This window comes from Alkalimarinus coralli (assembly GCF_023650515.1).
GTDB classification, from domain to species: domain Bacteria; phylum Pseudomonadota; class Gammaproteobacteria; order Pseudomonadales; family Oleiphilaceae; genus Alkalimarinus; species Alkalimarinus coralli.
In genome coordinates this window covers 968,190-984,892 of sequence record NZ_CP096016.1, presented here as the reverse complement: position 1 = coordinate 984,892, position 16,703 = coordinate 968,190, and the positions used below count along the sequence as shown (strand labels likewise).

Annotated in this window: 16 protein-coding genes; 3 read left to right on the top strand and 13 right to left on the bottom strand. The window is 45.9% G+C overall.

Annotated elements, in window-relative coordinates; genetic code table 11:
• Nucleotides 1-24 precede the first annotated feature (24 nt).
• Entirely contained in the window at nucleotides 25-1,011 is a 987-nt protein-coding gene (gene egtD, locus MY523_RS04350; RefSeq protein ID WP_250657588.1) for an L-histidine N(alpha)-methyltransferase, read from the top strand.
• 19 nt (nucleotides 1,012-1,030) lie between these two features.
• Here the strand turns inward: egtD and MY523_RS04345 are convergent, their stop codons facing one another.
• The 4 genes from MY523_RS04345 to MY523_RS04330 form a co-directional block, all read right to left on the bottom strand.
• Nucleotides 1,031-1,336 carry an Mpo1-like protein gene (locus MY523_RS04345; protein WP_250657587.1) on the bottom strand — a complete coding sequence of 102 codons (306 nt, stop codon included), beginning with the start codon at nucleotides 1,334-1,336 and terminating at the stop codon, nucleotides 1,031-1,033.
• Nucleotides 1,337-1,408: 72 nt separating this feature from the next.
• Nucleotides 1,409-1,852 carry a VOC family protein gene (locus MY523_RS04340; RefSeq protein WP_338021726.1) on the bottom strand — a complete coding sequence of 148 codons (444 nt, stop codon included), beginning with the start codon at nucleotides 1,850-1,852 and terminating at the stop codon, nucleotides 1,409-1,411.
• Nucleotides 1,853-1,992: 140 nt separating this feature from the next.
• Nucleotides 1,993-2,724 (bottom strand): hypothetical protein, encoded by a 732-nt coding sequence (locus tag MY523_RS04335; protein WP_250657586.1) that lies wholly within the window; start codon nucleotides 2,722-2,724, stop codon nucleotides 1,993-1,995.
• A 66-nt stretch (nucleotides 2,725-2,790) separates the two neighbouring features.
• Entirely contained in the window at nucleotides 2,791-4,452 is a 1,662-nt protein-coding gene (locus MY523_RS04330; protein WP_250657585.1) for an alkaline phosphatase family protein, read from the bottom strand.
• A 237-nt stretch (nucleotides 4,453-4,689) separates the two neighbouring features.
• Between MY523_RS04330 and MY523_RS04325 the strand changes: the two genes are divergently transcribed.
• On the top strand, nucleotides 4,690-5,931 hold the full coding sequence (locus MY523_RS04325) for a hypothetical protein (RefSeq protein ID WP_250657584.1): 1,242 nt from the start codon (nucleotides 4,690-4,692) through the stop codon (nucleotides 5,929-5,931).
• 45 nt (nucleotides 5,932-5,976) lie between these two features.
• Here MY523_RS04325 and MY523_RS04320 read toward each other — a convergent pair whose 3' ends face one another.
• The 4 genes from MY523_RS04320 to MY523_RS04305 form a co-directional block, all read right to left on the bottom strand.
• On the bottom strand, nucleotides 5,977-6,561 hold the full coding sequence (locus MY523_RS04320) for a uracil-DNA glycosylase family protein (protein WP_250657583.1): 585 nt from the start codon (nucleotides 6,559-6,561) through the stop codon (nucleotides 5,977-5,979).
• 359 nt (nucleotides 6,562-6,920) lie between these two features.
• Nucleotides 6,921-8,240: a branched-chain amino acid transport system II carrier protein gene (gene brnQ, locus MY523_RS04315; protein ID WP_250657582.1), complete on the bottom strand. Its 1,320-nt coding sequence runs from the start codon at nucleotides 8,238-8,240 to the stop codon at nucleotides 6,921-6,923.
• Nucleotides 8,241-8,804: 564 nt separating this feature from the next.
• Nucleotides 8,805-9,212 carry a GFA family protein gene (locus MY523_RS04310; protein ID WP_250657581.1) on the bottom strand — a complete coding sequence of 136 codons (408 nt, stop codon included), beginning with the start codon at nucleotides 9,210-9,212 and terminating at the stop codon, nucleotides 8,805-8,807.
• 187 nt (nucleotides 9,213-9,399) lie between these two features.
• The gene (locus MY523_RS04305) at nucleotides 9,400-11,028 is read right to left on the bottom strand and encodes an alkaline phosphatase (RefSeq protein WP_250657580.1); all 1,629 of its coding nucleotides are present in this window, start codon (nucleotides 11,026-11,028) and stop codon (nucleotides 9,400-9,402) included.
• A gap of 457 nt (nucleotides 11,029-11,485) precedes the next feature.
• Here MY523_RS04305 and MY523_RS04300 point away from each other — a divergent pair, with 457 nt between their 5' ends.
• Entirely contained in the window at nucleotides 11,486-12,820 is a 1,335-nt protein-coding gene (locus tag MY523_RS04300) for a sensor domain-containing phosphodiesterase (protein ID WP_250657579.1), read from the top strand.
• Here the strand turns inward: MY523_RS04300 and MY523_RS04295 are convergent.
• The 5 genes from MY523_RS04295 to MY523_RS04275 all read right to left on the bottom strand — a co-directional run bounded on the left by MY523_RS04295 (nucleotide 12,817) and on the right by MY523_RS04275 (nucleotide 16,676).
• Nucleotides 12,817-12,957 (bottom strand): hypothetical protein, encoded by a 141-nt coding sequence (locus MY523_RS04295; protein WP_250657578.1) that lies wholly within the window; start codon nucleotides 12,955-12,957, stop codon nucleotides 12,817-12,819. The two genes, MY523_RS04300 and MY523_RS04295, sit on opposite strands and share 4 nt — an antisense overlap.
• Before the next feature lie 216 nt (nucleotides 12,958-13,173).
• A complete protein-coding gene (locus MY523_RS04290) occupies nucleotides 13,174-13,938 on the bottom strand; it encodes an SDR family oxidoreductase (protein ID WP_250657577.1) in 765 nt (254 codons plus the stop codon).
• 48 nt (nucleotides 13,939-13,986) lie between these two features.
• Nucleotides 13,987-14,679 carry a histidine phosphatase family protein gene (locus MY523_RS04285; protein WP_250657576.1) on the bottom strand — a complete coding sequence of 231 codons (693 nt, stop codon included), beginning with the start codon at nucleotides 14,677-14,679 and terminating at the stop codon, nucleotides 13,987-13,989.
• A gap of 88 nt (nucleotides 14,680-14,767) precedes the next feature.
• Complete coding sequence (locus MY523_RS04280; RefSeq protein ID WP_250657575.1) at nucleotides 14,768-15,832, bottom strand: phosphotransferase family protein; 1,065 nt, start codon at nucleotides 15,830-15,832, stop codon at nucleotides 14,768-14,770.
• Between the two features lie 40 nt (nucleotides 15,833-15,872).
• Nucleotides 15,873-16,676: an SDR family oxidoreductase gene (locus MY523_RS04275; RefSeq protein WP_250657574.1), complete on the bottom strand. Its 804-nt coding sequence runs from the start codon at nucleotides 16,674-16,676 to the stop codon at nucleotides 15,873-15,875.
• Nucleotides 16,677-16,703: the final 27 nt, after the last annotated feature.

The following is a 16,703-nucleotide window of genomic DNA, read 5'->3' as shown; positions in this document are numbered from 1 at the left end:
CAAGAAGCAAACACAGGAGCACACATGAACTTTATAGCAGGACAGTGTACAACAGACCCGACAGGCTCTGAGCATGACGTTTTTTTTCAAGATGCTTTAAATGGACTTAGCCAGCAACAGAAGTCCCTGCCCAGCAAATACTTTTATGATGCCGCAGGCTCAAGAATTTTCGAAGAAATTTGCGATTTGGACGAGTATTACGTGACTCGCACCGAAATGGAAATATTGAATACATACTGCCATGAGATGGCGAGTTACTTTGGCGGTGGCATGACCGTTATTGAACCGGGGGCTGGAACGGGTAAAAAAGCATCAATCTTGTTATCCGCACTAAAAAAACCAAAACAGTTCATCCCTCTTGAAATATCCGATGAAGCCATCTCGATGTCGTCAGATAATCTGAGCAAGCAACATCCAGGCGTTTTGATTTCTCCACTGCAGGGAGACTTTACCAACGAAGTTGACCTACAGAGGGTCTCGAAGTTATTTAATCAACAAGAAAGCCGAATGGTCTTTTTTCCGGGCTCCACGCTCGGTAACTTCTCTTATGAAGAGGCCATAGGCATTCTTCACAACCTAAAAATATTAGCCGGTGAGTCAGGCAAGATTCTATTGGGTGTCGACCTAATAAAGGATCGGAAGCGACTGATCGCAGCCTATGATGACAAAAAAGGCGTCACCGCCCGATTTAACTTAAACCTACTGACCCGTATGAACAATGAGCTGGGCTGCAATTTTGATTGCCAGCATGGCTTTACCCATAAAGCACTGTTTAACGAACAATACAGCCGCATCGAGATGCACCTGGTCGCAACACGAGACCAGCTCATTCGACTGGGTTCCAAGCACATTTTATTCAATAAAGGGGAAACGATTCACACTGAGAACTCCCACAAATACAGCGTTGAGTCGATTCATCAGCTGGTCAGCCGATTAGGGCTGGTTATTGATGATCGCTGGCAGGACGATAATCAGGATTTTGGCATATTTTTGCTCGGCCCTTCGAAGTGAGCAAAAGGCTATCCAGAGACTAAAAGCGAATTTTACCAATCAGGATATCTTTAAACATTACCCAGTCACCAGCCAGGCTATACAGCGGATACTTAAATGTGGCGGGTCTGTTTTTTTCAAACACAAAATGCCCAACCCATGCGAACCCGTAACCAATAACCGGCAACCATAACAACAGCATTAAACGACCTGAAAACAATGCATAAAGCAAAACCAGCACCACCAGAGATGAACCTATAAAGTGCAGTCTCCGGCAGGTCTGGTTGCTGTGCTCGCTCAGATAAAACGGGTAAAACTCAGCAAAGGTCTTAAATTCTTTCGTCATGATCGTACGCCTATTCTTATTATCAGTATCAGAGTGACTAGATAATAACTCTATCGACGCAGGATTCCGACATTAATTTTGGCAGAACAGATTAAGTTTATTACCATCCAGATCTCTAAAATAAGCACAGTAAAAGCCCCCTTGCCGCACCCCTGGCTCGCCTTCGTTTTCTGCACCCAGCTCAAGTGCCTTAGCATGAAGTGCATCAACAGACGCTTTGCTGGCCAATGCCAGCGCCATCATCACCCCGTTGCCAACAGTCGCAGGCTTATTATCGAACGGTTTGATAACACCAAATGCAGGAGCCCCTTTACCACGTCCCCAAGCAACAAATCTCTCCGTATCGAATACCCGAATTGCTCCTGCTTTTTTTAAAATAGCGTCATAAAAAGCAGTGGCTTGACCCATATTATTAGTGCCAACAGTCGTATAACCAATCATCTCATTGTCCTTATCTGTTATCAGGCGCGTTTCAGCTTGCAAGGCCAACAAGGTATCTCGAAGGCCTGACTTCATTAAACAACCCTTACTGAGTTGCCCTATTAATATAAAAGCCCGAAGACACACGAGAAATGGTCTAAATTGACTGCTTAATAGCGAGTCTTGCCAAACCAAACAATGACAAATGGCTCTGGTTATTTAGGCGCTCCAGTTATTTAATGGCCGTGGTTTCCGCCAATCAGGTGGCCGTGTTGGTCATAAAAACCCGATGCACCATGGGAGATATGCCCCAAATTAATCATTCGCATGAGAAATGGGTCTGATTCGTTATCACCAATATCGGTATAGTCAGTTGTTTGAAACTCAGCACGACGCGCAAACTCACCCTGAACTTTATCGCTATCGGTCACGACATCCAGTAATTCCCATGTCGTGGTGACGAAAGGTCGTTCGCTAATATAACTCTTAATCAAACGCTGTTCAGGCAGCCATGCTAAGGTTATTTTTTCTCCTTCCGCTGTTTTAGAATATTGCAAAAGTGGTTCACAATCTTCAACCAAAGAGGCTTCTCGAGTCAGTGTTTCAATAAACTTGTCACTGAGTAGCTGATATTTCAACTGCCAGTCTGTTGCTGTGTGCGCGATTCTAATTTCGCCCGGGGCATACTCAATGCCTCGATGGTATAAGTCAAAGTAGTGAACCGTTCTTAGTTTGCCATTGCCGGCTCTTTCCCAAAGTTCTGTCTTCCCTTTGCCATGGTATTGATGTGCCACCTGATCAGCCATTCGCCACAGCGTAAACGCTTTAACACGTTGTTTACCGCTCTCATTCTCAGTGGTTGTAATACGGTAGTGCGCCCCAATTGGCCCGCCTTGATTAACACAACCGGCGTGTACGCCTGCTGCGATAGAGGCTAACATCCAGACAAAAAACAAACGCATAAACATGTTTAAGTACCTTTAAAGACCAATAGAAAAGGGGCAACATGTGCCCCTTGCAAGATAGCTGGAGACCTACCTTCTCCACCATGGCAACCAGCGGCGCTTGTTTAGCTGCTTTTCAGCCTTTTTCTCTAACCGCGCACTTCTATTCATAACATGAAAGATCACGCTCTGTTCGTTGGTACCACTAACAAGATGCCCTCCCGGCCCCTTGCCATATATCGCAACATCCTCACCGGCATGAGTTTCTGAGCCTAACGGAACCAGTGATTCCTGATGATATCCGCTTGCTTCAGTGTTAACCGCACTTAAATCTACCCGACCGGTTGCAGCGGGTAATCTGTAGGTCGCATCCGCATTGGTTTCGTCACCCAGGTCACGAAAACCAAGCCCGTTCATATAACCCACCGTGGTATATGGCATACCGTCAGACGCCAGCGCAGGTTCGTCAGAACCTACTCTTACCACTTTGCCCAAAATCGGGTTACCACGCTTGGGGTAACCTGCAATAGTAAACACATGACTGTGGTCAGCAGTCACAATTATCAGTGTTTCACTCATATCAACGGATTCAACGGCTGCGCGAACAGCATCTGAAAACGCAATAGTATCGGTTAGTGCGTTGTAAGCACTGCCTGCATGGTGGCCATGATCAATTCGACCTGACTCAACCATCAAGAAGAACCCTCTGTCATTGTTATCGAGCAGACGAATCGACTTCTCCGTCATTTCTGCCACTGATGGTTCACCGGCGATATCATTTTCCCGATCAGCTTCATACTGCATGTGCGACTCGTTGAATAGACCAAACACTCGTTCGGTATATTCTGGGTCAATGGTGTCAAAGCCCGCCTGATCAAATACATACTCACCCTGCGGGTAAGCAGCTTGCCACTCACTAATCAGGTCTCGGCCATCTGTGCGATCACCTTCGGTTGAGCTCATTGCATCAGGGCTATTGTAATTTGGATCTTTCGGCAAAAAGTGGCGCCGCCCTCCCCCCAAAACGACTTCCAGGCCATCAATGCGTTTTGCTGAAGGAAAGCGCGACTTCAGGTTCTGCTCAAATCCGACTAACTGGGACGCAATATCTTCACAGCCTTGCTCTATAGCCTCTGCGGGCATATCAGAGATATCTTCCCAGTTACGATCAGCAGATTTCGCATAGGTTGCCGCCGGTGTGGCATGAGTAATCCGCGCGGTTGAGATAACCCCTGTAGATTTTCCCGCTATTTCTGCCAGTTCAAGTGCGGTCACCAGCTCGTTACCCGCAACTGTTGAACAGTCGCCACGCACTATATCTTCATCCACACCGATAACACCTACATCGGTTTTTACACCTGACATCATCGCCGTCATGGTACCAGCAGAGTCTGGCGTTTGAGCATCTACGTTATAGGTTTTTGCCATACCCGTGTATGGAAAGGTATCAAAGCTCAAGTTATTCTCTTCACCAGACATCCCTTTTAGCTGGCCTTCAAGAATCCGTGCTGCGGTTACCGTCGAAACCCCCATACCATCGCCCACAAACAGAATCACATTTTTCGCCTTCGGGAAACGGGAAAAGACTTTATCTGCAACGTTTGCCTCCCCGGCGGTGAACCATGGGTTTTCTTTCTGGTGCGCAGGAATTGCATCTACACTACTGCCATTACCGTATGCATTGCCGCTGTGGGCATTGGACGCTACCGCTAGAGTTATTGCGGCAAGTAAAAGGTTTTTCTTCATTTTCATTATTGCTGTCCCTAATGGATTGAGTCGTTAATAAAAGTGGGCAAAGATGAAACTACCTTCATTGTGTTTCACTATTATGGCGGTAATGTTTCGCTAAAATGACGACCTCCTCACGACCTTCATTGAGCATGATCCCCACTCTCAAGAACCGTTCATTTGTGACATATCCCTGTCATCTATTTGTAACTTGAGCGCTATAGGGTGATCAAAAAATGAAGCGACTCAAAAAGGTAACCCATGAAAAAAACAATTTTAGCGCTTGCGATTGGCACCCTGCCACTTTCAGTCCATGCAAAAAATAACGCCAAGGTGTACGATGCAGCCTCTCTTCAAGCGGCTATTTCAGCCGCAAATCAGGACTCATCAATTAACAAAATAGTATTTAAGAAAAACGCAACCATTTCACCCATGGCACCAGTCATCTACAGCGGAACTCAGCCTCTCACCATTGTTGGTAATGGCGCCACCATCAATGGCGAAAATGCTGGTCAGTTTGAGCTTGTGGTTGACAACAATGGCATGGAAGCAGCGGTAACCGAGGACGGCACACTGGTTTTCAATACCATGGCAGATATAACGATCAAAAATCTTACCGTAGAAAACAGCGCCACACGCGGTATCGTGGTGAATGTTCCTGAGGACGCACAAGGCAGTGATATTTCAATCACACTAAAGCACGTTAATATTATATCGTCAGCGTTGTATGGCCTTCACATTGATGACAACGCTGATGCATTTGATGATGGCGCATCCGGCTCATCAATAGGAATAGACCTGGAAATCTATGGCTCTAACTTTATTGGGAACGGTACCGGTGCGCTAGATTTTGATGGCATTCGTGTTGATGAGCGCAGTGAAGGCGATATCTCTTCCTGGATCGTTAAAAGCCATATTGATGGCAACGGAGGCGATGGCATTGAGCTAGATGAAGCGGGTTCAGGAAGCGTTTTCAGCACAATGCACAACGTCACTGTAAACAACAATGGCTTCTACAATGAAGAAGATTTAGATGACGGGTTTGATATCGACGAAGCAGGCGATGGCAGCATATTAGTTAACCTGTACCGAGTCGAAGCCAATAACAACATGGATGAAGGGCTCGATTTTGATGAATCAGGAAATGGCCGCTTAAGCATTACCGCTCGACGGGTTGTCGCAGAAAATAACAGTGACGAAGGCATAAAAGCAGATGAAGAAGATGCCGGCGATATTGGCGTAAACCTGGTGAAAGTTAAAGTCCTGGCGTCGGGCGACGATGGCATACAACTAACAGAGCTGGGGGAAGGAAATATTAGCGGCTTTTTAAATAAGGTGTTTGTCAGCGATAGCAAAAAGTACGGCATTAAAGCCGAACAGTGGGTTAACGAGGATGAAGCCGAAATTCTGGAGCCTGCTGGTTTCTTAAAAGCCAAAAACGTACGGCTTGAAGGCAATGGTAAAGGCGACGAAATAAAGGTTCACAATATTTCAGTCAACTGATGACTAACCAGTTATGTGGTTAAGTTGCAGTCGTTAAGTACTGTTTCAGCGAGTGGCCAGAATATCCGCCACTCGCGCCTTCAGTTCAGGTATCAACGTTTTCTCAAACCATGGATTTCGACTTAACCAGATATTATTTCTGGGGCTTGGATGGGGCAAAGGCACAATGTCGGGCCAATATGAGCGCCAGTCACTCACCGTCTTGGTCAGTGTGCTGCCTTTCTCTTTGAGATGGTAATCCTGAGCATAAGCGCCGACAAGTAATGTCAGCTCAATATTCGTCAGGTGACTAAGTAGCTTTTCCCGCCACGCCGTTGCGCATTCTGGCCTGGGAGGCAAGTCACCGGATTTTCCGCGTCCAGGGTAACAAAACCCCATGGGCACAATGGCAAACACCTCTTCGTTATAGAATACATCCCTGGTAACACCAAGCCAGTCCCGCAGACGGTCACCACTGGGGTCATTAAAAGGCACACCTGTTTCGTGCACTTTTCTTCCCGGAGCCTGACCGACAAGCAAAATTCGCGCTTTGGGGTTGGCCTGTAATACTGGCCTTACGCCATTGGCCAAATACGGCTCACATAACGTACACGCTCGGACCTGGTCGAGTAACGCATTAAACTTGTTCATGCGTGGGTACTGTTGGAAAGATAAAGCGTGAAGGGAGTATATCGAGCACAGTGATCACGCGCCTCGAAGGTAGTGCAGGAGGGGCACTGTCTAGCAGTGTAGCTGCATAACAGCCCCTCCTTAAAGGTTTTACATTATTCGTACTTACACAGTTAATAGTTATCACAGTTAAATGTCAGTTCTGCCAGCGGATCGTCTATTCGCAGGTTCCATACAGAGACCAACAGTTTGTAGTTACATATATTCATACGCATAAATACCTCCAAACATCATGTAAGAACATCACCCCAAATTCCAATATTGGGGTTTATCATACTAACCAGAAAGATTAGAGTATTGAACCTAAAATGGCCAACCGGTCAACCTTCTGAAGTGGCAAGCTCCCCTGCCGCTGGTTTTGCAGGCAGTCCCGCTGAGACGACAAAAGATAGGAACGTGGGTAGCACCCAAGCCAAACCTTGTTCGAACATCGGTATGACATTGAAGAAACTCATTTCAACACCCGCAGCTGACAAACCATCCAGAATACCAAATAACAGCGCAACGGAAAGCGTGACACAATAGGTCAAACGCGGATTCCTTAACTTTCCTGAGATCAGCGTAAGAAGAACCAAGGCCATCGCCACGGGATAAATAGCCATCAGTATAGGAATTGATATAGCGATTAGCTGCGATAGACCAATGTTGGCCACCAGTAGACACACGGCCGTTGCAGTGATTACAACCCCTTTATAGGGGAGCTTCGTGCTCAGGTCATTAATGTAGTCACCAAATGCACTAATAGCCCCAATAGCCGTGGTTAAGCAAGCCAGAGAAACAACCGCCGCCAAAACCAACTGCCCCGTCGGGCCAAAAATAGCCGCCACATATTCGGTAAAAATCTGTCCACCATTATCTGGTGAGGGGGTAACAAGGTGGCTGGTCGCGCCTAAATAGAACAATGCGATATAGACCATCGCTAAACCTGTACCGGCTATCACGCCTGCCGCAGCCAGGTATTTAAACTGTTTAGCCGGACTATTAATTCCTTTGTTCCGCAGTGCGTGAATGATCAATAAGCCAAACATCAATGCAGCCAGCGCATCCATCGTCATATACCCATCCAGGAAGCCTTTGGCAAAAGGAGACGTCGCATACTCAGATTGCGCAACACCAATATCACCTTGCGGTGAAAAGAATACCCCAATGCCCACCACACACAATAAGAGCAAAAGAACAGGTGCGATAACTTTACCGACATTGTCGATCAACTGGCCTTCTCTGAGCGCAAAAAACAGCGCAATGGAAAAATAACAGAGTGTAAAGATAGCCAATGTCATCGAACTGCCAGACTCAACAAATGGTATAACACCCATTTCATAAGCGACCAACGCTGTTCTGGGAATACCAAACCCTGGAACCAAAATAAGATAAATTAATAAACCGAGCAGGATACTCGCCCTCTTGGGCAGAAACTTACCTAACGTAGGTAACCCTCCACCCGCTTTCGCAATGGCAAAAAGCCCCAGTAATGGCAACCCTACCGCCGTTAACAAAAACCCGGCAATCGCCAGCAGCAAGTTATCCCCTGCATAAAACCCCGCAAGTGGAGGGAAAATCATATTCCCTGCCCCCAAAAAAAATGCAAAGGTCATAAACCCCAAAGCAACAACATCAAATGGTTTAAGCGATTTTTCCATGAGGCCTCACAACTGCTCGAAAAAATGGACTCATTATAGAGCGCCAAAACTTAGGCAATATACGTAATTCCCGAAGTAGAAACTCGACATTTCGGCGTAAAACCACATCAAGTAAACAGCAGTGTCATCAATGAGTAGAGACCTTTGCACGATGTTATGAGCGAATCAAAGACAAGGCAAAACATGACGAAAAAGCGCAGTTTATGGTCTATAAATGAGCATTTTGAGTCATTTTTTAACGCTGTATTTGTAAGCGCAGTAGTCGTGCAAAAGTCTCGAATAATATTTAAACAATCGTTTCAATCGCAAGAAGAGCGTGACCTAAGGACAGTTGTAAAGGAGATATTAACTAAGTTATCCACAATTAATGTGGGTAACTTAGTTTAACGCTCTGCTCGACTTTACCCTCAGGCCGTAACCTTGTATGCAGTGAGGAACGAACGAAATCAAGGTTTTCTTCTCGGAGCTTGAAATACCACTAAGGACAATCAAATCAAACGTTTTGGTGTTGCATTAGACCCAGAGTTACATCAAGCCCAAGGCAATATCAAGCCCGTGGGTTCATTAAGGCTGCTTATCAAATACTTTTACGCCATCAGGAATTTGATACCACGCCTGCTTTTCGCTGACCCATACATGAGCAGTCGGGTTGATAATAGACGTATCCGACAGATTAGAGGGTTTCAGCTTTATTTTTTCCGGTTCATCAGGATTGAAGTGATAGAGCCTGTTTCCACAGGTTTTACAGAACCTGGCAGCACTGATGTTTCCGCTATCTGCTGGCCTGCTCCACTCTGCCATCTCTCCTTTGAACTCAATATCTTTAATATCAACCATCGCGGTAATACTAAATGCACTGGTCGATAGCTTTTGACACGCTTTGCAGTGACAAGCGACGACCATTGAGGGCGCTTTTAACAGCCGATATGAAACCGCTCCGCATTGACAGGCCCCATCAATTGGGTATTTCATATTCTTCTCCATGCTATGCAGTCTTCTTAAACCGGTCTTAACGGTTGCTATATGACCATGTCTGATCATACATCATTGCTGGCCAAGGTGACTCTCCGAACGAGCTTCGGAGAGTATAGCGCTACATAAGAATACAGTTCGATAAACAGGCTTTAAATGGAGCCATCCAAGTAAAGCCTGAAATACCTTACTTCTCTCCTAATGCCTCGATTGCACGTTGCCCAACTTCAGTGTGGTGCATTATATTGCTAAAGGGCGCGATTAAGTTTTGAGGGCCTTGTGAGAATACGAGCACTGGTGTGCTGGTGTGCGTACCTGTAGACCAAACAACATTCTGGCCCTCTGCCACTTCGCGTGCTAGCAAGTTTTGGCGATTATCATCCGTTTGGTAAACAAAAAACGCCCCATTCGGCCCCATCTTGGGAACTACCTTAGAGCTGAGATAATTATGACCTTCTGTTAGATAAGGGTTTTCTTCCGTGGCAAGCACTCGTGAAGCTTGCTCTTCGGTGATATCAAAACCCGTTTGATCATTAACGATCTTGGCTAGATTAGCCGGCGTCTGCTGATCTTTTTCTAACGCGTCAAACTGCCCGTAAAAGATATCGGCATAACTAGACTTCTGCTCATAGAGCTTATCTAATATCGACTCATCACCAAAGTTAAAACCAGGCTTGAACATTTGCTCTTTAAAAACATCACCCGGCAGGCCTCTGCCCTGAGGGATATTATTCGCCGAGTAGCTAAAACCAAAACCGCCGGTTTCATGATCTGCAGTAACCACTATAACGGTGTCATCCCGGCCTTTTGCCCAGTCCAGCACGTACTCCAGCGTTTCGTTGATTCTAATCATTTCATGTAGCATGGTGCCAGTATCATTGTAGTGGCCAGCCCAGTCTATTTGACCTGCTTCAATCATTAAAAAGAAGCCCTTGTCATTGCTAGACAGTGACTCAATCGCTTTCGCGGACATCTCTTTAAGTGTTGGAATGGTGCGGTTTGGATCATTTTTGGTACGGTTTTCCTTAATCGCATCCGGTAGTGCTGAATAAGCAAATAACCCTAAGATTTTCCCGTCAGCTTTATCCATCTGCGCCTTATTGAACGCTAATGAGTAATTACTCTGCTGAGCTTCTTTAATCAGGTTAACGCTATCTTTACGCTTAGACTTAATTCTTACACTGCCTTCCGTCAGTTGCTCCAACTCTTTACGCACATCTGATTGTTTATCATTGGCTTCTTTCGGTATCCAGTAACGTAAGCCACCAGATAGCATGACATCAACATCATTGTTAAGCATATCTACCGCTATTTCATTTTCCAGGCTACGATGGCTCTGGTGTGCGGCAAAACCTGCGGGTGTTGCATGGGTAATTCGGGTATCAGACACCAGCCCGGTTGACTTACCCATTTTTTTGGCTTTTTCCAGGATGCTTTCAGCAGCGTAACCATCTTTATCTGCGCCAATCATTTCAGAGCCCGAGTACTGGCCCGTCGCTAACTGAGTTGCAGAGGCTGCAGAGTCAACAACTAGAACCTGGTTAGCATTGGTCATTGAAAGCCCAATTCGACCGTTACTGGCAATCTTATCAAACGCGGTAACCCTGTTTTCTATCACTGAATTCGGAGCCTGCCTTGCATAGGAGAGCAATAGCCCTACCTGCTGCGGCCCCATGCCGTCACCAATAATCATAATGACATTTTTAGCTTTATCGGTACTCGCTGTATCCGGTGCTGATTGCAGCTGACTGCAACCCGAGATCACCAAAGAGCACGCTGCCGCTCCAACTAACGCACGATATTTCTTTATTTTCATTCTTTCCTCTCAACGCTTCACTCATCTACCGGAGTGCAAACCTTACGGTATAGCAGCAATAAATCAGCGAAACGTTCCATGAATATGGGTCATAAAACCCTTTGTGTATTGATGTACAGCTTACAAGAGTAGTTTTAATTGAACGTTCTATCAATAAAAAACTGAAAGAGATTTTTCGTTTTTTTGTAAAAATAATTTATACAAAATAACAAGTTGCCTAAGAACGGAAAATAAAAAATGCAACAACGGGTCATGATAAAAATAGTATGAGGCATACCGCCCCCCATACCACTGGCTTATAGGTAATTATACCTATTCAACATAAATAGAGAGAAATAGCTGACTCAGGTTAATTTTTTCCAATGTTTCTCACTTACAATGCGCCAGTGTTTTATCAACATTCACATTTAAAAATAGGTTGTCAATTCAGTTCATACCTCACGAGGGTATGAAGTGAATGGCTATCCTGGAGCTTTCGATGACGTTAACGGACTCATATCTTAGGTCAAATAGTCCAGACATTAAGTTTCAACCGAAAGGTACACAATCAGCAGCAACTGCCCAGTTCCATCAATTTACGCTGTCCAGCGTTTATCAACCTATTGTGAGCTTTACTCATCAACGTATAGTCGGATATGAAGCGCTTGTCAGAGCGTCTTGTATAAGTGAACCTATTCAGCCAGACGGTTTGTTCGCGCTTGCAGATACATTTAACGAAGGAACAGAACTTGACCGTCTCTGCCGCGCAATACATGTCGCTAACTTTGAGCAACCAGAAAATCCGTGCTGGCTATTCCTGAATCTCGGTAGCCAAACGATTAATAGTCACCAATATTCTGCCGAGCTCATTAACAAAGCCCTTCACCAATACGGCCTTACTCCTGACCAGGTTGTACTGGAAATAGTCGAGCACAAAGTTCGTGGCGACATCAAACTGAGCGCTTTTGTTGAACGATACAAGTCATTAGGGTTTCGCATTGCTATTGATGATTTTGGCAAAGGTGAGTCGAATTTTGATCGCATTTGGAGAGTCGCGCCCCATATCGTTAAGCTGGATAGATCGATGCTGCTTCATGCAGAACACCACAAAAAAGCACGAGGTGCGTTGAAAGGGCTGGTCAGCTTGCTGCGACAAAGCGGATGTCTAGTCCTAATCGAAGGGATTGAAACAGAGAAGCAGGCAGAAATTGCATTAGATGCGGAAGCAGATATGTTTCAAGGTTTTTATTTTGCCAAGCCATCCACAACTTTGGCAAGTAATACACATATGAAGCCGCTCATTGAAGAAATATTGCGGCGTTACCGTCAATCTCAATGCTTAAAAGAGGAACAGAGTCATCAATTGCTAAAAGCGCTGCGCCTCGAAATTTTGACCGCATGCGATGGTCTCGCAAGAGGTTTGTCTCTGGATGAGGCTTGCACAGCACTACTTGATCTTGCGCCGGTAAAACGCTGCTTTATTTTGGACAAAACCGGAACACAAAAAGGAAAAACAGCCGATATTCAAGCTGTTATCGATGACCAAACTTTACGAAATTGCGACTTTAACCCTCTAATAGATGCTGAAGGAGCCAACTGGGCTCATCGGGAATATTTTCAATGCGCCTTAAACGATCCTAACCATATAAGCATCTCCAAGCCTTATATCGCTCTTCCTGACGCGGCGAGCACTATTACGTTTTCAATCCATACCTATACACAACATGGTCATGTTGTATTTTGTATCGATACATCCCCTGAGGAGCTAAACCAAGATCTTACAAACCTGCCTCAGGCCATTGGGTTAAGCTAATCCACATAGTCTGGGTGCTGAGCATCTTTAGCTTTAGTGCACGCTAATTCGGAAGATCCCGGAAGCGCACAGAGGATATCCAGATCGATATCAGCTAGCTGCGCCGCAACAACCTGGGAGTCATCCAGAGCAAACACACGAGACTCAACGTTCAGTCGGTCAGCGACGGCCTTTACTCGAAGCTCATTTCTACCAGCCAGAACAGGCGTTAAGCCCTTACGCTTCTTCTGAAATCAACTGGGCGCTGTAACCATAGGCCCCGTAAATCAACCATGTCTGGCTCATTGTCCCTCCTTCTTATTTTTGTAACTTCGAACGATCCAACATACCAATAGAATTTATCACCTTGCCTGCTAGCCAAGCAGATAACCGCCATCCACATTCAAACAAGAACCCGTTGTATAGCTTGCCGCATCAGACACCAGATACAAAACGGCACCTGCCATTTCTTCCGGGTTAGCGACACGGTTCATCGGTACATGTTCCATTGCTTTTTTAAGTATTTCCGGATTGTTCACAATAGTAGAGGCAAATTTTGTATCTGTTGCACCTGGCAGCAACGCATTAACTCTAATATTTAACCCCGCACACTCTTTAGCAAAGGTTTTGGTCATTGATATGACGGCGGCTTTAGTAATTGAGTAGATCCCCTGAAACACACCAGGAATAACGCCGTTTACTGAAGCGACATTGACAATCGCTCCGCCGCCATTTTTCTTCATTAGCTTGGCGCCATAAGTCGACATAAAAAAGTAACCGCGAATATTAACATCCACCGTTTTTTGGAATGCACTGAGGTCGGTATCCAGAACATGACCAAAATAGGGGTTTGCCGCTGCATTGTTCACCAGTATATCGAGCTTTCCGTGGCGCTCTTCAATCTGCTTAAAAATCGCTTCGACCTGCTCCATATCGCCAATATGACATGCAATCGCTTCAGCACTGCCCCCCGCCGAGACAATCTCATCAGCCACTGTTTGGCAACCTTCGATCTTACGGCTCGAGATAATCACGTGAGCACCATTAGCCGCTAATAACTTGGCGATTTCCTCACCAATACCCCGGCTTGCCCCCGTTACCAACGCAATTTTTCCTGACAGATCAAATGTATTACTCATGCCTATTTTCCTTTTTATCATTTTAAATTTGTTGCTACCGCATGACGATCAGCGATAGGTCACCCAGTCGTGCCCTGCTAATTCAAGGTGGCTATAGTTATTTAGATACCCAATGCTTAGCCTGTCCCCCGAGTACAACAGCTTAGAGACACTGGTGTTCGCCAGCACCTCATTAACCGCCAATGCTTCGCGGTCACCCAAATTGAGTATCTGCTGGGCAATCACAGAGATTGGGCCGCCAGACGTGAAAATCACTATATTCTTTGCGTCAGCTGATTGAGCAATAACGGCTCGCAAAGCGCTAATGCAACGCGACTGAAACTGAGGCCATGTTTCTTGATACTCACTATCATGATTGCCCGATATCCAGCGTATGACTGCATCAGAAAACGCCCGTTGAAAGGCTTTTCTTGGCACAGCTTCTTTCGCTATATCGGCCGCCATCACGCTGTAGTCCTTCCACTCTGGTCGATACCTGACAAGGATTTCTACATGATTAAACTCGTTAAATCCTGAGTGGGTAACGGTTGCCAAATCACTTCCACCAAAGCCCGACACAAAGTGACTTGCAGTCTGTTCATGACGAAGAAGACTGCCTGAATAAAACTGACTTGGAACCACTAGCTGTTTGAAATATTTGCCCAGTATTTCAGACTGCCGGCACCCTTTTGCAGACAGCTTGTCGTAATCGGCCTTGCCGAATGACGCCTGCCCGTGTCTTACCAAATAGATAGCACCCATACACGCCTCTAACCTATCCCCTTACCGCTGTTATTTTTAACGTTATCTCTCGATTACCCCAAACAGCAGCTCGCAAACAAACGCGCCGCTATAGCGTGCTTTTCTCAATCAACTTTAAGCAGCGCTGCTCCAGATAACGCCCCGCATGAACAAACCCTGCAAATCGCTTATCTTTTGTTTGGCCGTTAAAGTAGCGGTAATATAGTTGTTGAATGATCGCCGCCAAGCGGAATAGCCCGTAAATTTCATAAAAGTCGAACGAGGTTTGAGGCAGCCCTGACTTTCCCAGGTAATAATCAATCACTGCCTCTCTAGTAAGCATACCCTTCAAGTGGGTGGGTTGGCGCCTCATAAACTGAAACTGCGGATCATCGTCTGCCTGCACCCAGTATGCCAAGCTGTTGCCCAAATCCATTAACGGGTCGCCCAGTGTGGCCATCTCCCAGTCCAGCACGCCAATAATATCGAACGGATTTTCGGGGTTTAATACGACATTATCAAAGCGGTAATCATTGTGAATAATGCAAGTGCCGACATCATCGGGCATTTTGTCTTTTAGCCAGGCCATAACCGTTTCAAAGGAGATCGCATCATCTGTCATCGCCTTAACGTAACGGTCACTCCACCCTTCAATTTGCCGCTTGACATAACCTTCGCCTTTCCCGATTCCTTCCAGCCCGGCTTTCTTATAATCAACCTGATGCAGTTCAAGAAGCTTATCAATGACGTTGAGACATAACTGCCGGGTTTCAGCCTCACTTAGTGTTACTTCTTTCGGCATCTCCTGGCGGGGAATAATGCCAACCAAACGCTCCATAACGTAAAAATCACAGCCCATCACATCATGGTCTTCACACTGGGCCAACACTGTGGGTACAAAGGGATAAACCGGGCGCAATGCCTGCATGATGTTTGATTCGCGAATCATATCGTGGGCTGACTTTGCAACTCGGCCAAACGGAGGTCGGCGTAATATCAAGTCACGATTCAAGTATTGCAACAGGTAAGTCAGGTTGGATGCGCCTCCAGGAAACTGCTTTACAGTCAAAGGCCCTTCCAAATCGGGCAAAACCTGTTTCAGATATTGATCGACTTTATTCAAATCCAGTGATTCGCCTTCCCTTACCTCGACGGCTTCATCCAATACTGACATTACTCCCCCTATACCGTTTGATGGCTTATTAATTGTTAGATTACGAAAACAGCTTCTTGGCCTGTCGCTGCATCAGCACGCTGAAAGCTTTTGGTGTAAATCGCTTTACATACCACATCCGGCGCTCAAACGGGTGTGTCACAACCCAGAACTCTTTCTTCACAAAGGCCTGATAAATACGATCGGCTACGTCATCAGCGGTAATCTTGGAGCGACTCATCAGTTTATTGACTTTCGAGTGCAAGCCCCCTATGTGTGACCGCATATTTTCCGTCAGATTGGTTTGGAAAAACGCCGGGCAAACCACACTCGTTGAAATGTTATGAGTACATAGTTCTGCCAATAACGTTTCCGACAGGGATACGACACCTGCCTTGGTTACGTTGTAGTTGCTCATCATAGGAGCACTCATCAAACCTGCCGCAGACGCGATATTGACAAAATGCCCGCTCCCCTGCTGTTTGAACAACGGCGTAAATGTTTTACAGCCCCTGACAACTCCCATCAGATTTACATCCAGAACCCATTGCCAGTCTGCCAGACTCACATCTTCAATTGGGCCGGCCGTTCCTCCCACCCCAGCATTGTTAACCACCACATCAACACCGCCCCAGCGCGCCTCTAATTCAGCGCGGGCACTCTCAAGGTGTTTCACTTTGGTCACATCACAAAACAGGTAGAATGTATCTGGAGCCAAGGCCTTCAACTCGGCCTCTGCCTCCATGCCCCGCTCATCATTAACATCACCAATGCAGACGTTATAACCTTCTCGGGCAAAGCGCATTGCAATGGCTTTTCCAAGCCCACTGGCTCCGCCTGTAATAAATATTCGTTTGTTATTCATTATCTATTTGCTCTTCAGCTGCGTTTT

Coding starts and splice junctions, on each gene's coding strand:
- egtD (WP_250657588.1), top strand. CDS start 25: ATGAACTTTATAGCAGGACAGTGTACAACAGACCCGACAGGCTCTGAG.
- MY523_RS04345 (WP_250657587.1), bottom strand. CDS start 1,336: ATGACGAAAGAATTTAAGACCTTTGCTGAGTTTTACCCGTTTTATCTG.
- MY523_RS04340 (WP_338021726.1), bottom strand. CDS start 1,852: ATGAAGTCAGGCCTTCGAGATACCTTGTTGGCCTTGCAAGCTGAAACG.
- MY523_RS04335 (WP_250657586.1), bottom strand. CDS start 2,724: ATGTTTATGCGTTTGTTTTTTGTCTGGATGTTAGCCTCTATCGCAGCA.
- MY523_RS04330 (WP_250657585.1), bottom strand. CDS start 4,452: ATGAAAATGAAGAAAAACCTTTTACTTGCCGCAATAACTCTAGCGGTA.
- MY523_RS04325 (WP_250657584.1), top strand. CDS start 4,690: ATGAAAAAAACAATTTTAGCGCTTGCGATTGGCACCCTGCCACTTTCA.
- MY523_RS04320 (WP_250657583.1), bottom strand. CDS start 6,561: ATGAACAAGTTTAATGCGTTACTCGACCAGGTCCGAGCGTGTACGTTA.
- brnQ (WP_250657582.1), bottom strand. CDS start 8,240: ATGGAAAAATCGCTTAAACCATTTGATGTTGTTGCTTTGGGGTTTATG.
- MY523_RS04310 (WP_250657581.1), bottom strand. CDS start 9,212: ATGAAATACCCAATTGATGGGGCCTGTCAATGCGGAGCGGTTTCATAT.
- MY523_RS04305 (WP_250657580.1), bottom strand. CDS start 11,028: ATGAAAATAAAGAAATATCGTGCGTTAGTTGGAGCGGCAGCGTGCTCT.
- MY523_RS04300 (WP_250657579.1), top strand. CDS start 11,486: ATGGCTATCCTGGAGCTTTCGATGACGTTAACGGACTCATATCTTAGG.
- MY523_RS04290 (WP_250657577.1), bottom strand. CDS start 13,938: ATGAGTAATACATTTGATCTGTCAGGAAAAATTGCGTTGGTAACGGGG.
- MY523_RS04285 (WP_250657576.1), bottom strand. CDS start 14,679: ATGGGTGCTATCTATTTGGTAAGACACGGGCAGGCGTCATTCGGCAAG.
- MY523_RS04280 (WP_250657575.1), bottom strand. CDS start 15,832: ATGTCAGTATTGGATGAAGCCGTCGAGGTAAGGGAAGGCGAATCACTG.
- MY523_RS04275 (WP_250657574.1), bottom strand. CDS start 16,676: ATGAATAACAAACGAATATTTATTACAGGCGGAGCCAGTGGGCTTGGA.